This is a genomic window from uncultured Peptoniphilus sp., assembly GCF_946998875.1.
In the GTDB taxonomy this organism is placed as follows: domain Bacteria; phylum Bacillota; class Clostridia; order Tissierellales; family Peptoniphilaceae; genus Peptoniphilus_A.
In genome coordinates this window covers 1-16,008 of the sequence record NZ_CAMQAY010000030.1, presented here as the reverse complement: position 1 = coordinate 16,008, position 16,008 = coordinate 1, and the positions used below count along the sequence as shown (strand labels likewise).

At 32.0% G+C, this 16,008-nt stretch carries 15 protein-coding genes and 1 other RNA gene; all 16 read right to left on the bottom strand.

What is annotated here, in order from left to right; genetic code table 11:
- Positions 1-285: 285 nt before the first annotated feature.
- The gene (gene phaC, locus Q0U74_RS07025) at positions 286-1,356 is read right to left on the bottom strand and encodes a class III poly(R)-hydroxyalkanoic acid synthase subunit PhaC (RefSeq protein WP_297393639.1); all 1,071 of its coding nucleotides are present in this window, start codon (positions 1,354-1,356) and stop codon (positions 286-288) included.
- Positions 1,357-1,371: 15 nt separating this feature from the next.
- Positions 1,372-2,430 carry a poly(R)-hydroxyalkanoic acid synthase subunit PhaE gene (locus Q0U74_RS07020; protein ID WP_297393637.1) on the bottom strand — a complete coding sequence of 353 codons (1,059 nt, stop codon included), beginning with the start codon at positions 2,428-2,430 and terminating at the stop codon, positions 1,372-1,374.
- Between the two features lie 132 nt (positions 2,431-2,562).
- Positions 2,563-3,228: a GNAT family N-acetyltransferase gene (locus Q0U74_RS07015; RefSeq protein WP_297393635.1), complete on the bottom strand. Its 666-nt coding sequence runs from the start codon at positions 3,226-3,228 to the stop codon at positions 2,563-2,565.
- Between the two features lie 200 nt (positions 3,229-3,428).
- On the bottom strand, positions 3,429-4,013 hold the full coding sequence (locus Q0U74_RS07010; protein ID WP_297393633.1) for a DUF3793 family protein: 585 nt from the start codon (positions 4,011-4,013) through the stop codon (positions 3,429-3,431).
- 2 nt (positions 4,014-4,015) lie between these two features.
- Entirely contained in the window at positions 4,016-4,444 is a 429-nt protein-coding gene (locus Q0U74_RS07005; RefSeq protein ID WP_297393631.1) for a flavodoxin, read from the bottom strand.
- 323 nt (positions 4,445-4,767) lie between these two features.
- Entirely contained in the window at positions 4,768-5,967 is a 1,200-nt protein-coding gene (locus Q0U74_RS07000) for a dicarboxylate/amino acid:cation symporter (RefSeq protein WP_297393629.1), read from the bottom strand.
- 165 nt (positions 5,968-6,132) lie between these two features.
- The gene (locus tag Q0U74_RS06995) at positions 6,133-7,257 is read right to left on the bottom strand and encodes a C40 family peptidase (protein ID WP_297393628.1); all 1,125 of its coding nucleotides are present in this window, start codon (positions 7,255-7,257) and stop codon (positions 6,133-6,135) included.
- A 172-nt stretch (positions 7,258-7,429) separates the two neighbouring features.
- An RNA gene (gene rnpB, locus Q0U74_RS06990) (RNase P RNA component class A) lies at positions 7,430-7,753 on the bottom strand.
- A 25-nt stretch (positions 7,754-7,778) separates the two neighbouring features.
- Complete coding sequence (locus Q0U74_RS06985; RefSeq protein WP_297393626.1) at positions 7,779-8,555, bottom strand: Nif3-like dinuclear metal center hexameric protein; 777 nt, start codon at positions 8,553-8,555, stop codon at positions 7,779-7,781.
- Positions 8,536-9,228 carry a class I SAM-dependent methyltransferase gene (locus Q0U74_RS06980; RefSeq protein WP_297393624.1) on the bottom strand — a complete coding sequence of 231 codons (693 nt, stop codon included), beginning with the start codon at positions 9,226-9,228 and terminating at the stop codon, positions 8,536-8,538. The genes Q0U74_RS06985 and Q0U74_RS06980 overlap by 20 nt, the downstream gene beginning before the upstream one ends.
- A complete protein-coding gene (gene rpoD, locus Q0U74_RS06975; RefSeq protein WP_297393622.1) occupies positions 9,225-10,316 on the bottom strand; it encodes an RNA polymerase sigma factor RpoD in 1,092 nt (363 codons plus the stop codon). The genes Q0U74_RS06980 and rpoD overlap by 4 nt, the downstream gene beginning before the upstream one ends.
- Complete coding sequence (gene dnaG / locus Q0U74_RS06970; RefSeq protein WP_297393620.1) at positions 10,309-12,099, bottom strand: DNA primase; 1,791 nt, start codon at positions 12,097-12,099, stop codon at positions 10,309-10,311. Before dnaG ends, rpoD begins: the two co-directional genes overlap by 8 nt.
- On the bottom strand, positions 12,100-13,113 hold the full coding sequence (locus Q0U74_RS06965; protein ID WP_297393618.1) for a deoxyguanosinetriphosphate triphosphohydrolase: 1,014 nt from the start codon (positions 13,111-13,113) through the stop codon (positions 12,100-12,102).
- 4 nt (positions 13,114-13,117) lie between these two features.
- Entirely contained in the window at positions 13,118-13,939 is an 822-nt protein-coding gene (locus Q0U74_RS06960) for a pyruvate, water dikinase regulatory protein (RefSeq protein ID WP_297393616.1), read from the bottom strand.
- Positions 13,940-13,947: 8 nt separating this feature from the next.
- Positions 13,948-14,577: a helix-turn-helix transcriptional regulator gene (locus Q0U74_RS06955; RefSeq protein WP_297393614.1), complete on the bottom strand. Its 630-nt coding sequence runs from the start codon at positions 14,575-14,577 to the stop codon at positions 13,948-13,950.
- A 12-nt stretch (positions 14,578-14,589) separates the two neighbouring features.
- Positions 14,590-16,008: glycine--tRNA ligase subunit beta (gene glyS, locus Q0U74_RS06950; RefSeq protein WP_297393612.1), on the bottom strand; the 1,419-nt coding region annotated here is incomplete at its 5' end.

The following is a 16,008-nucleotide window of genomic DNA, read 5'->3' as shown; positions in this document are numbered from 1 at the left end:
TCAGTCGGTAGAGCAGAGGACTGAAAATCCTCGTGTCGCTGGTTCGATTCCGGCTCTGGGCACCATAAGAGTACCAAGTTTGGTACTCTTTTTTTTTATTGTTTTTTTATCCTTGATTTAATATTTTAAGTTTTAAGTTTTTATTTTCTCCCCATGTCACATAAAAAAGTTTTTTATAAGAAGTCCCATAATGTTTTACATATATAGAAAAAGAAAGACTCCCATTAAGGAGTCTCACAATTTAAAATATAGTAAAAAACCGAGCATCAAAGCTCGGTTAATTTTTTATTTAGATCTACTTGTCAAAAATTCATTTATCTTTGGTGCAACTTCCCTTTGGCTTCTGCCAGATACAAAGAGTCCAATGTGACCTGTTTCAACTTCAACAAGTTCAACATCCTTTGAGCCAACAGCCTTAGGTATTGGTCTAGTTGCATTTGGTGGAACTTGGTTATCCTTTGTGCCTAAAATTGCAAGCACTGGACATTTTACATTCTTAAGGTCCACTCTTTCGCCATCGAGATAAAATTCTCCCTTGATTAAATTATTTTTGTGATACATTTCTTCTTGAAACTCTTGATAAGCTCGTCCAACTTGATCAGGTGAATCGAAAATCCAGTGTTCCATACGAAGGAAGTTTGCAAGTTTATTTGGATCGTCAAGAGAATCAATTACACCAACATACTTGTCCATCATTAAATCAATTGGCTTTAAAAATACAAAACCTGCATTCATAAATTCTCCTGGCACATTTCCAAAGGCCTTTACCATATTTTCTGGATTTAGATATGGTCCCCATTTAAATAGAAGTCCATCATCTGTAGAAAAATCAATAGGAGTTACTAGTGAAACAAGTGCATTAATTTTTTCTCCATGAGTTGCAGTGTAAATAAAGGAAAAAGTTCCGCCTTGACAAATTCCAATAATATTAACTTTTTCGATATTGTGTCTTCTTCTAACTATGTCAACACAGTCGTCCATATAGCCGTTAATATAGTCTTCAAGTCCAATGTATTTATCATCCATAGTTGGATAGCCCCAGTCGATGATATAAATATCTTGTCCACCTTCCAATAGGTTTTTAATAAGAGACCTGTCTTCTTGCAAATCCATCATATATTGTTTGTTAACAAGAGCATAAACAATTAGGGTCGGAATTTTATTTGGATCCTTTACCTTTGGCTCATAGTGGTAGAGCTTCATCTTGTCTTCTTGAAAAATTAGCTCCTTAGGAGTTGCGTCAAAGCCACTGTAGTCAACATTCATAAGAGTATCTACACCCTTGATTAGTTTTTCATATGAGTCGACCATATCTGACATTGACTTAACATAATCTATTCCAAAAACATTTTTCAAATCAATAACCTCCTATTATTTATTGTCCTTTTTTTCTTCTTCGAATTCTTTGTCTCTAATATGTTTTCTAAGAGTTCTAACTTCTTTTTTAAGTTCGTAAACAGTTTTGTAAAGTGAATCCATATCAGAATTTGTTGGTATTGGGTACCACTTAAGTGATTCTTCTATGACTTGGTCTAAGTCAATCTTTAAAAGCATTAGAGAATCTACAAAGTTTCCTAAGAATTTAGAAAATTCATCAGAATAGAACAATTTATCAAACTCATTAGAAGTTTTCTTTCTCCAATAATTGTAAAATTCTTCAAAAGTCTTAGGAGCTTCGCCCTTCTTAATCATTTCAAAGCTTTCTTTTACAACATTTTCTGTAGATTCATTAACTAAATTTGAAAGCATCATAGTAAGTTCTAGATAATTGCCCATAAATGTAATTAACTTATCTATTGTCTTCATGTTTTTTTCATAGGCATTTCTGTCAATACCAAATTGTGGAGAGTTTAACATCTTACCAAAAGTTTCCCCATAATTTTTCTTCCAAAGTTTGAAAAATTCAAGAAAAGCCTTAGGGTCAGCAAAAGCTCCCTTCATTACAGAATCCATTAAGTCTGAAGAAGTATCCATCCAAGGACCATAGACTGTCATAAGCGTATCTCTGTAGCTTTCACAAGCACCTATGCATTGTTTAACTAGATTTTGGAGGTCAACAGGAATATATGGGAAAAGATAATTGTTGATGTATTGAAGTGAGCCTTCCTTATATTGTTTCATTATTCTTTCTATATTTTCCTTAGTTGGCTCAATGTTCTTGTCATAAATATTTTTATAAAGTTCATAAATGCTATAATAAAGTTTAGAAGTATCCTTTATTTTTTGCGCAAGTTCAGTTGGCGTGCCTCTGTAATTAAAGAAATCTGCACTACCTAAGTCACCAAAAATTTGATTAAAACTTGAAAGATATTCTTCACTAAAAGGATTGAAGTTACTTCCGCCAAAAGACTTTGCATAGTCTTGCCACATATTCATCATCTTTTGTTGTGAATTCATATAATCTTCAAAAAAATTGTATCCTTTATCCAAATTAATTCCTCCTCTTATATTTAAAATATATTATTTTATGTTTATACTCTATCCTTATAATCTTATTATACCCTAAGTTCTTCTTTTATTAACAATTTATAAATTTATTAATATTACCTGCTAAAATAAAAATTAAACAATCTTTGCCTCTCTAAACAAAATATTTCCCTCATCATCTACAGCTACACCTACATAGTTTGAGTCAAAAGCCTCCTTTAACTTATCAGTTTCACTTGAATGAATTGTAATTTCCTCTCCAGTAAAATCAAAATTAATATCTTCCGATTTTAATAAAATAAATCTATCATAGCCCTCTTCAGATAGTTCATCGGGATATTTCTTTTTTAATGCCACTAGCATATAGCCCGAGTCCAAAGTATTTTTGTAAGACCTGTGATTCTTAGGAGAGATTGTTGACATCTTATGGGTAAATTCAGAATCTTTAAACTTTTCTTCCAACTTTTCTCTAGTTAAATTTTGTAAATTTCTTCCCCTATATTCCCTTAAGACAACAACAGTGTCGTTAATAATAACCTTTTTAGGATCAACAAAAAAGTCCACATCATAAGCCAAATTATCTTCTCTGTCAGGGACTTTTAAACTCCTATAAGCAACGAGCCTGTCCCCATCATAGACGCCTACAAAGGCTCCACCATTGTCAATTAAGTGTTCCAAATCCCTCTTTGAGTCGTGAGAAAAAATTTCCTTATTCTCAATTCCTTCGTAAACTTTTGATGTAAGCTCATATATATCGTCAATATGTTCTTTTCCTAAAAACTTAAAAATTAATCTTTTCATAGCACCTCTATAATAATCTTAAAATTTTATTTTAAAATATATATTGCGTAAACAATAAGTATATTTTTCTTTAACGCATTAGCATAAATTATTTGTTCTTCATATTTTATAATAAAATTTCTAAATAATCTATAAATTTTTATAGTATAGAATCATAAATTTTTCATTTTTAACTAAAAAAAAAGACTGCCTAAGCAGTCTTAAATTCCTTCTAAAATACTTTTCATTTCCACAATTTTTACTTGGTCAAATTTTTCAAAAGCCTTTCTGGAACTTTCTTCATCGTTGAAGCACTTCCAATAACCAGTGCACTTGCAAATTTTTTTGTCCCTATCCTTAAAATCAATTACATCCTTTAAAGGATAGCCCAAAAAAACTCCTATCTCATCGGGGCAGCTATCACTAAATCTACTTTTTAAAAGGCTGAGATAGTCATCTACTAGACTACAATTTTCATAACCCATGAGATCTAAAAATTCTGAAATTTTTTTGTTGGATAATTTTTTCATCAGTTTATCTTTTTTGAAAAAATAAACTAAGATGAAATCTTCTCCTTCCTTTAACTCAAAAAAATCAAGACCTAGTGCATCTCCAATTAAAGTTTTATTTTTTAACCATAAGTCCTTTAAGGGTCTATTTCCATTTCTCAAATTCATCATTGTACCCAATTTTAAATCCTTATAAGTTGGTGCAAGAGTGGACTTAATTAGAGCGTGAAGATATTCAAAATCTTTAAAATTTCTTATTTGAGCAAAAAATTCAATGAAAATAGAATTTTTAATCATAATTAGGACCTTGCAAGTTCCTTTCCAAGAGCTTCACACTCTTCTAGAGCATCTTCGTCAGGATTATCATAGGCAGCAAAGCCATCATCAACTAATTTTGCACCTGTGCCTTCAACTTCTTCTTGCCAAAGTTTCATCCACTCGCCATCAGCCCATTCATAAGAGCCAAATAGGACAACATTTTTCCCAGAAAGAAGTGGATTAACCTTATCCATAAAAGGTCTCATTTCAGTTTCTTCAAGCTCTTCTGAACCCATGGCAGGGCATCCAAAAGCAATTCTATCTACATCTTTTACATCATCTTCGGTAGCAGAAGCAACTTGGATTAGTTTTACTTCAGCGCCTGCTCCTTCAGCACCCTTAACTATTGCCTCTGCCATTTTTTCTGTATTGCCAGTGCCTGACCAATAAATTACATTTACTTTACTCATTTTATTTCCTCCAATTTTGAAATTTATTATCATTTAATTTAATTTTAATAAATAATTTTAAAATTTTTTATATATTATTATAAGAATTTTTTAAATAAATTTATTATCTTAATATATATAATTTCAAAAGTTGATTAAATAATTTCTAAAGTAAAGTCTTAGAAAACTTAATTATTATCTTGAAGCTCAAAATAATTATAAAAATTCTAATTGGAAGCAAAAATTTTAAAATAAATTAATAAAATATTTTAAATTAAATTAGAAGAAAAATTCACAAATAAAAAAACCAAGGACGAATCCTTGGTCAAATATTTTATAAAATATTAAGCTTCCTTTAGCTTTTTATTATTTCCCCTTCCTGGAACTTTTTTAAATATTCCAGTAACCATTAGGGCAATTGCGCCATCTGATGTTACGTTACAAGCAGTTCCAAAACTATCTTGCAAAGCAAAAATTGAAAGCATAAGTGCAGTTCCTGTGTCGTTAAATCCTAAAATTGATGTGATAAGTCCAAGAGATGCCACTACAGTTCCACCAGGCACTCCTGGTGCAGCTATTGCAAAAATTCCAAGTAAAACTATAAAGACAATCATGTTGGAAGTTTCTGGTAGCTTTCCATTTAAAATTTGTGAAACTGTCATTACAAAGAAAACTTCTGTCAAAACTGAACCACATAAGTGAGTGTTTGAGCAAAGTGGAATTGCAAAGTCTCTGATCTTTGGATCAAGAGTCTCAGATTTTCTAGCACATTCTAATGCAACTGGTAGAGTTGCTGCAGATGACATAGTTCCTACAGCTGTTAAATAAGCTGGCAAATAATGTTTGAAGACTTCCTTTGGATTTGTCTTTGAAATAGCTCCTGCTATTGAATACATGAGAGTCATCCAAATAAAATGTCCAACTATTACTATTAAAATTATCTTTATGAAAACTGGCAATTCAGAAATAATAGCTCCTTCATAGGATAAAACTGCAAATGTAGCTGCAATGTAAACTGGAAGAATTTTAATTACAAAATTATTTACAATGGATAAAATTATTTTATTAAGTTCTAAGAGCAAATTTTCCCAGTGTTCTGATTTAGTAACTATTACTGCTATTCCAAATAAAATTGAAGTTACAAGAGCTGTCATAACTGGCATAATTGGGTCAATGGATAATTTAAAAATTGAATCAGGTATTACATTTCCTGCACCAACATTTGATGCAATGTTAAGCTTTGGTATAATAGCTCTTCCTGCCAAGAAAGACATTGTAGCTGCTCCAACAGATGATATGTAGCAAATGACAAGAGTTACACTTAAAATTTTACCTGCACTTTCCTTTAAAGAAACTATGGCAGGAGTGATAAATCCCAAGATTATTAGGGGAACTATATATCCAATTAAGTCTCCCATAACTCTTTTAATAGTGTTGATTACAATGATTGCTGGTTCATTGGAAATTCTTCCTACAGAAATACCAATTATAATTCCTAAGATTAGTTTAAAAACTAAGGAATTAAAAAAACTATTTTTTTTCATTTCTCCTCCTTAAAATTTTATCGATTTGAATTATTACTTCTTCTATCATTTTACCATTTTAGATAAAGAAAAGTATTATAAATTTATATTTGCTTAAAAATATTTATAATATAAAAATTTATTTAACAAGAAAAAAGAGCCCTAAGGCTCTTAATGAAAAATTATTTATAGCACGCGTGTTGCGTTAACAAATCTATCTTGGTAATATCCTTCTGAAAGAGATGAAGTCATAACTTTTCCTTGTCCAGATGAAGCGTGGATAAATTTTCCATCTCCAACATAGATTCCAACATGACTAACTCCATTACCTGTTGTGTTAAAGAATACTAAATCTCCTTCTTGTAAATCAGATTTTGAAACTTGTTTTCCAAAAGTTGATTGTGATGCTGAAGATCTTGGAAGTGAAATTCCTAGTTCATTGCAATAAATTGAATAAACAAGACCTGAACAATCATATCCTTCTTTACCAGTATCTCCATATACATAGGTAGATCCAAGTTTATTTTCTGCAGAAGATATTACTTTGGCAGCTGTTGAGGAATCAGGTGCTGCAACTTTTTTGAATTCTTTTACATCTTTATATTTTATTACTTCTTGAATTTCTTTTTCATCAGCAGAGAAAGCAGCTTTTTCATCAACTTTTACTGCTACAGGTTTTTCTACCTTTAATCCAGAAAGAATATCTAAATCTTTGCCATCAACATTGTAAGAAGTTCCTTTATTTTCAATGACAAAAAGACCATTGTCAAAATCAACTACATTTACAACTTGATTTCTATTTAAATTTAATTTTTTTCCACTGTCACTTCTGGCAACAGTATTGTTCTTAACTTTAACTTCTGTTACATTGTTTCTCTTATCAGAAACTTTTTTAAGTGCAGTTCTACTAACATTGCCTATAGTTCCGTCGTTGCACTTAATTTTAGCTGTAGTAGTGTCTACTGAAATGCCCACTGCATATTCATCGATAAACAAGCTTCTAATAATTTTGCCATTATCATCTAAAATTGGGCTTGCTTTCACAATTTGATATGTAGGAACATTGACTTCTGTAAGTAAAATTTTTTCTTGTGGAATAGTGACTTTTGCCTTGCCCTTTTGGACATAATATTCACTGCCCTTATTTCCAAGGATTTCTACTTTTTCACCAATTGAAAATTCAATTTCATTTCCACTATATGTCCTTTGTACATGTTCGTTAATAAATACTCCCGTATCTTTCATGCCTACTATTGAAACTGCGCATAGTGCAAATAGACCAAGTGGCAATTTATTCTTAAAGGAAACCAATACTAACAACTCCTATACTCTGAATTTTATATTTCTAAAAATAATTATATGCGTACATTTTTTATTGCTATTTAAGTATAGCAAAGTTGTTACAAAAAAACAACAAAAAGTTACAAAAAAGTTAAATTATTTTTAACTATTTTGTAACTTTTGTCAAAAGAGTTTAAATTATGTAGTAAGCAAATCTATAAGCCGCGTTCTGTTTTGTCAACTATCAATCTTGGATTACAGTTACCTATAATCTCTAGCAACCTACCTACCGGCAGATGCGAGCAGCATCTGTTATTCCTATTTGGTCTTGCTCCGAATGGGGTTTACATAGCATCATTATCACTAATGATCTGGTGAGCTCTTACCTCGCCTTTCCAACCTTACCCTAGGGCGGTATATTTCTGTTGCACTTGCCTTGGGGTCGCCCCCACTGGCCGTTAGCCAGCATCCCTGCTCTGTGGAGCGCGGACTTTCCTCACATATGTGCAGTTGACCAATTTACTTACTTAAATAGTTTAACACTTAAAGCTTTAAATATCAAGCTCAAAGCTATTATCTTCTTCAATATAAAAATTTAAATCACTAAACTTTTCACTTAGTCTTTTTTTTATTTTTGGAAGAATAATTTTTTCTGAATAAAAATGTCCTACATCTATTAAAATAAGGTCCTCTTCATAGGTTCTTTGTCCATCATGGTATTTTACATCTCCTGTAATATAGGCGTCCACTCCAGCCTTTTGGGCATCAGAAATAAAGCCAGCTCCAGAACCTCCAAGGATTGCAAGTTTTTTTATCTCTCTCTTATCTCTTCCATAAACTTTGATTTTTTTTACTTCTAATTTTTCTTCTAAATAATTTAAAAGTTCTTCCAGAGAATAATTTTTTTCAAGTTCACCAATTAAACCCATGGCTTTTTCTTCTTCAAAAGTAAAAGTTTTTTTATTTTTTAAATTTAATTTTTCAAAGAGGCTGTCATTTACTCCATCAGCAGCAATATCCAGGGAAGTGTGATAGGAAAAAACTGAAATATTATTTTTTATTAAAGCAATAATATTGTCGCCCTTATAAGTTCCCTCAATTATGCTTTTCTCTCCGCCAAAAAACATGGGGTGATGACTTATAATTAGCTTTGAATTCATTTCTATTGCCTTATCAATTAATTTATCAGTGACATCTAAGCCTAGAACAACAGAATCTGTTTCGCCCTTAAATTCAATTTGGCTGCCAGAGTTGTCCCAGCTAAGTTGGAAGTCTTCTCTCGCCCAATTTTCCATGTAATTTTTAATTTCACTTATTTGATATTTCATCTATTGCCTCCTTGGTTCTTATTAATAAACTTTTAAGTTCACCACTTCTCTTTATAGTTCTGTCATTGTCATTATTAATATTACTTAAAATTTTTTCAAGTTCTCTTTGCCTTTCCCTCAAAAAATCTAAGTAAACTTTGTCCTTTTTCTCGATTAAACTTTTTGAAAAATAAAAATCTACTTCCTCTAAATTTTTTATTTTGCCAGAATATCTTGCAAGGATAATTTCAAAGTACCTGTCATCTTCAAAAATTATCTCTTCATCAATTATTTCAAAGCCCATATTGTTTAATTCTCTGCGCAAAATATTTGTCTTTTGCATAGGCTGCAAAATTAATTTTTTTGCAGACCTAGAAATTTCAATTGAATTAAAAATAATTTCTGCAATTTGAATGCCACCAAGACCTGCAATGATTATGTTGTCACGATTTTCTCTTACAATTCCATTGGCAAGAATATTTCTAATGTATTTTTCATTTCCCATTTCTCTTGTTAGATCAATTGACTTCTCCAGAGAATTTTTTGAGATATCCGTTGCAATAATGTCCCTTGAGATTTTTTTTTCGCATAAAAAATTGGGCACATATCCGTGATCTGTGCCCACATCAATTACCGTTGCGCCAAAATCTACAAGTTCTGCAATTTTTTTTAGCCTATTCGATAATTTTATCATTCTAAATAATCCTTTAATTTCTTTGACCTAGATGGATGACGCAATTTTCTTAGCGCCTTGGCCTCAATTTGTCTAATTCTTTCACGAGTTACATCAAATTCTTTTCCAACTTCTTCAAGAGTTCTTGCCCTTCCATCATCAAGTCCAAACCTTAAAGTTAAAACTTTTTTTTCTCTCTCAGTTAAAGTTTCAAGTACAGAGTTAAGTTGTTCCTTTAGAAGTGTAAAAGTAGCTGCATCTTGTGGAGATAGGATTTCATCGTCAGGTATAAAATCTCCAAGATGCGAATCTTCTTCTTCACCAATTGGCGTTTCAAGAGACACTGGTTCTTGTGCAATTTTTTGAATTTCGCGAACTCTTTCTACATCTAAATTCATTTCAGCAGCAATTTCTTCTGGAAGTGGATCTCGTCCAAGGTCTTGAACAAGTTGTCTTTGAACTCTAACAAGTTTATTAATAGTTTCAACCATGTGCACAGGAATTCTTATAGTCCTAGCTTGGTCTGCAATTGCCCTTGTTATTGCCTGTCTAATCCACCAAGTTGCGTAAGTAGAAAATTTAAAGCCTTTAGTGTAATCAAATTTGTCAACAGCTTTCATAAGGCCAAGATTTCCCTCTTGAATTAAATCCAAAAAGCTCATGCCTCTTCCAACATATCTCTTTGCAATGGAAACTACAAGCCTTAAATTTGCTTCAGCAAGTTCCTTTTTTGCAAACTCATCTCCTGCTTCCATTCTCTTTGCAATTTCAACTTCTTCATCAGCAGTAAGTAGAGAAATTTTTCCAATTTCCTTTAAGTACATCCTGACAGGATCATCTACAGTTACGCCCTTTGGCACTGACAAATCTTCTTTAGTAACATCAACTTCATCTTCATCGTCATCTTTTAAATCTTTTTTGTCGACTAAATTGATACCTTCCTTCTCGAAGGTTTTGTATAATTCATCTATATCGTCTGAATCAATTTGAAACTTTTCAAAGGCATCGCCTATTTCGTCATAGCTAAGATTCCCATCTTTTTTGCCATCTTTTAAAAGCTGCTCTGTTATTGATTCAATTGAATCCTTATTTTTTAAATTTTCACTCATAATTGCCCTCCTCTTTCAACTCACTTAGCTTTAAATTAATCTCTTTAAGATCCTTTAAAGCGTCGAGTAAAAGATTTTTATCTTCTTCCCCTTGAAGTTTATCAATGTTTTCGAGGATTCTATCTTTTTCCTTTTGGAGATAATTTCTCTCTACAGTTTTAATTAACTCATCTACAATTTTTTCATCGACATGAATATTTTTTATAATTCCTAAAATATTTTCTTTAAAAGTAGAATCTATTAGCCTATTTTTCTCTAATAAATTTAAAAATTCAGAAACTTCCATCTCTTCTTCAAACATTTTAGGAATTTCTTCAAAGCTTGCCCTAGTCATTGCATTAGTAAAATAAAAAACCTGAATTTTATTTTTGATATAATTGTAAATATCATTGTCAAGCAAAGAATATGATAATAATTCCTCTTGTGCTTTAGTTTTTGTACTTTTCACAACATTTGTATTTTTCTTAAGCTTGAACTTTTCTTTTTTCTCACTTTTAATTTTATTTCTGTTTAAATAATTTATATAATTTTCAATTGCCTTGTAAGAAATATTATATTTTTTAGAAAATTCTTTTACAAAAATATCTCTCTCAATGGGGTTTTTAATGCTAGATAAAATTTTCGCAGACTCAATAGTAAAATTGCTAAGCCCCTCTGCATCTTCTAAATTAAAGTTTTCCCTCAGTTTTTTTATTTTAAAGTCAATATAAGAAATAGCGGACTTGATTTTATTTTCAAAGCCTTCCATTCCATATTTTTTTATAAAGTCGTCTGGGTCTAGTCCGCCTTCTAATTCAATGATTTTAGGCTTACAAGATTTAGATAAAAATATATCTATTGCCCTTGAAGTCGCGTTAATACCAGCCTTGTCGCTGTCATAACAGATGTATATGTCTTTTGCCATCTTCTTTATAATTGCTGCTTGATCTTCAGTAAGAGAAGTACCAAGGCTTGCTACACTATAATTTATACCACTATTGTATAAAGAAATAACATCCATGTAGCCTTCAACTAATATTATTCTCTCGCGGCTTGATTCTCTAGATACTATATTCATATTAAAGAGGTTGCTTCCCTTATGAAATATAGGCGTTTCCCTTGAATTTAAATATTTTGGCTTAGCATCACCAAATCCTCTTGCTCCAAAAGCAATTACCTTATTATTTCTATTTATAATTGGAAACATAACCCTGTCGCGAAATCTGTCAATGTAATTTCCATTTTTGCTTTTAGAAATTAAATTTAATTCTAAAAGTTCCTCTTCCTTGTAACCTAATTTTATTAAGTGGTCGTATAAGTCTGTCCAGGAATCTTTAGAATAGCCAAGTCCATAGGCCCTTATTGTCTTATCATTTAGACCCCTGTCCCTTAAGTACTTTTGTGCCTTTTGTGATGATGAAAAATTATTTAAAAAGTGCATTGCCGCTTCTCTATTTATTTCGTAAAGCCTATTTCTCTTATCTTTAGCTTCTTTATTTTCATCTTTATATTCAGAAAGCCTTACATTATATTTTTCTGCCAAAAATTCTACAGCTTCAGGAAAATTTAAGTTTTCCCTTTTCATAATAAAGGTAATGACATCTCCGCCAACTCCACAGCCAAAACACTTGAAGATTGACTTTGATGGAGAAACAGAAAAGGAAGGAGTTTTTTCAGAATGAAAAGGACAGAGTCCCATATAGTTAGAACCTGACCTTTTTAAGTCAACATATTCGCCAATTAAATCTACTATATCTGCTCTGTCTCTTATTTCATCAAGAACATTGTCATTTATAACATACAATTAAATGCTCCATCCCTTCGGTATAAAAATATTTTTAATTTGTTTCATGGCATAGGTGTCCGTCATTCCTGCAATGTAATCTGAAACAATATCTTCGTCACTGTGAACTCTTCCTTCATAAAGGCTCAAATGATTACGAGGAATCCTACTTAAATCTTCCATATAATATTTATAAAGCTCAGTTAATAGTCTCTTTATTTTAACTTCTTCACTTTTGACAATAGAATCCATATAAACTGTTTTAAACATATACTGTCTAAGCTCCATGGTTGCCTCATAAATTTCTTTTTCCATTTCAACAATAGGCTTGCCATAGGATTTTTCCACTATGCCAATAATCATTGTATTTATTCTTTCTGAGGATATGTGTCCAAGGATATTAGTAAGTTCCCTTGGAAGTGAATCAGAAGAAATTATGCCAGCTCTTATAGCATCATCAATGTCGTGATTGATGTAGGCAATTCTATCGGCAAACTTTATTATTTTGCCTTCAAGTGTCTTTGCCTCGCCAGAGCCAGAATGATTTAAAATTCCATCACGCACTTCTTCTGTTAGGTTTAATCCAATTCTCTTGTCAGATCTTTCTAAAAAATCTACAACCTTTAGAGACTGCTCTCCATGAATAAAGCCGCCTTTTTTTAATTCATTTAAAACGGCTTCACCAGAATGACCAAAGGGAGTGTGCCCTAAGTCATGACCAAGGGCAATTGCCTCAACTAAATCTTCATTTAGCCTAAGTGCCCTAGCTATGGTCCTCCCAATTTGACTGACTTCAAGAGTGTGAGTGAGTCTTGTCCTAAAATGGTCGCCTTCAGGAGAAATAAAGACCTGAGTCTTGTGTTTTAATCTCCTAAAACTTTTTGAGTGAATAATTCTATCCCTATCTCTTTGAAACTCAGTTCTAAGATTACATTTTTCTTCTCTTTCATTTCTTCCCAAAGTTGAATCTGCAAATGTCGCAAAATCAAAGAGCATTTCGTGTTCAAGTTTTTCTCTCTCAACTCGAAGATTCATTTCATCACATCCTAGATTCCATATGATTAATTATAATTTCAGCAGTTTCTTCAATTGCCTTGTCAGAAACATCTATTACAAAACATCCCAGCTCTTCCATAACTTGCTTAGAATAATTTAATTCCTCTCTAATTCTGTCATAGTTGGCATATTTTGCACCTGAAGTAAGTCCAAGAGACTTAAGTCTTTGTTCTCTTACAGAAATAATTTTTTCAGGATTGGCAATAAGTCCAATTACCCTATCAACATCCTTTTCATAAACTTCCTTAGGTACTGGAACTTCAGGAACTAGCGGAATATTTGCCACTTTATATAATTTATTGGCAAGATACATTGAAAGTGGAGTCTTAGAAGTTCTTGAAATGCCAACAAGACATATGTCAGCCTTCTTTGCACCACGAGGGTCCTTTCCATCGTCATATTTAACTGCAAACTCAACACATTCAACTTTCTTGAAATAATTTTCATCAAGTCTTCTTATTAGTCCAGGTTCTCTAAGAGGTTCATAACCTAAAATATCTTCAATTTGGCGCATAGGTTCACCCATGACATCAACTGTGTGAAGTTTTAGCTCATGAGTTTTTCTCTCAATAAATTCTCTAGTTTCCTTTACAACATTTGTGTAAACTATTAAACTATTGTGAATTTTTGAAGCTTTTTCGAGAACTGGCTTAATTTGTTCAATGCTGTTGTGATAAGGATATCTAATAATTTCATAGTTTTCTGACTCAAATTGTCTAGCTGAACTTTTTGCTATTAATTCACCAGTTTCTCCAATTGAATCGGAGATGACAAAAATAGTAAGTTGTTTATCGTCTTTATTCATTTCTCCTCCTAGATAATCTCGCCGTCACAGACATCTACAAAAAGTCTAGTTACATTTGTCTTTGTAAATCTGCCAACTACTTCGAGATCTTTATTATTTTTAACTTCCACAACGGGAAGAGAATCTATTCCCTTTGTTACAATTAAATTTGCAGCCTTATAGACAGTGTCGTCAATGTCCACATAAAAAACATTGGGCATTCTAGTCATAATAACACTTATGGGAGTCTTTTTTATGTCGGCATCACCAATCATAAATCTGATCAAATCTTTTCTTGATACAATCCCTGCAAGATAGCCTCCTTCAGTGATAAACATAGAAGATAAATCTTCCATAAAGAGACCTACAACTACATCGTAGACAGAAGTTTTTTGGTCGCAAGAAAAGGGCAGGGACATATAATCCCTAAGTTTTAATTTCTTTAAGTCATCGGAAAGCTGTGAAAGAATAGATTTGCCTGTATAAAAATATCCAAACTTTGGTCTAGCTCCCAAAATATTAATCATAGTGAGAACTGAAAGGTCTGATCTAATAGTCGCTCTTGACAAACCTAATTTTTCTGCAATTTCATCACCTGTAATGGGACCTTCATCTCTTACAATTTCAATAATTTCAGTTTGTCTTTCGCTAAATTTCATTTGCTCACCGACCTATTCTACAATATTTTCGATTTTTAATATTTTTTGAATATTTTCCTCAATGCTATTTATAAGTGCAAGTCTATTGTGTCTAATATTTTCATCTTCTGCCATTACCATTACGCTGTCAAAGAAAGCGTCAATTGATGGAACTAAGTCATTTAGTGCATCCATTGCATCCTTGTAATTTTCAGAAGAAAGGCCTTCATTAAATTCCTTGTCATTTTCTATAAATTTATTGTAAAGATTTTTTTCTGCATCTTCTTTTAGAAGTTCTTCATCTATTTCTGTATAGTCAAGGTCCTTTGTCAAGTTGTTAATTCTATTGTAGGCATCAACAAAGTTTGTCCTATCATCTTTAAACCATTCATTTAATTCTTTTGCTTTTTCAAATATATTATAAATTTCACTATCGTCAATTAAAACTGCATCAATAATGTCATATCTGATGCCTTCTTCTTGAAGCATTGTCTTAATTCTTCCAAAGAAAAATTCTCTGATATTTGCAATAACTTCTTCATGGTCAAAAGTTAAGCCTAAATCGTTAATGTATTCAAATAAACTTGTTTCTATTACTTCATTTAAATTAAATTTCCAGCCAGTATTTCTTATAATATTTATTATTCCAATTGCAGATCTTCTTAGTGCAAAGGGATCTGTTGAACCTGTAGGAATTTCTCCAATGGCAAAAAGTCCAACTATTGTGTCAATTTTATCTGCAAGAGAGAAGATTGAACCCACACTAGATTTTGGAAGAGCATCGCCTGCAAATTTTGGAAGATATTGTTCCCTTATTGCTGTTGCCACAATTTCCTTTTCTCCAGATTTAAGAGCATAAATTTCTCCCATTACACCTTGAAGTTCAGTAAATTCAATTACCATTTTTGTAGTTAAGTCAGCCTTTGAAAGATGAGCTACCCTATCAAGAGCTTCAATTGCTTCATCGGCAAAGGAAAGTGACTTGGCAATTTTCTTTGCAACAACGCCATCTCTCTTTTCTTTTTCAAGCATAGAGCCTAATTTGTCGTGAAATAAAACTCCCTTTAGATTTTCTACATAGTCTTCAAGTGGCTTTGAGATGTCATCTTCGTAGAAGAACTTAGCATCTTCAAGTCTTGCTCCAAGAACTTTTTCGTTGCCTGCAATTACAATATCTTCGTAATCTCTTGTACCATTTCTAACTGTAATAAAGTATGGTAGAAGTCCTCCATCTTGTGAATAAATTGGAGTAAATCTCAAGTGGTCAATCATTGTAGTAGTTACAACTTCCTTTGGAAGAGTCAAGTATTTTTCCTTAATGCTTCCCTTAATTGGAGATGGATATTCAACAATGTAAGTTAATTCTTCAAGCAAATCTTCATTTTCGTGAATTTCACCACCAAGAGCTTTTGCAATTTTTGTTGATTCGTATTTAATAATGTCACGTCTCTT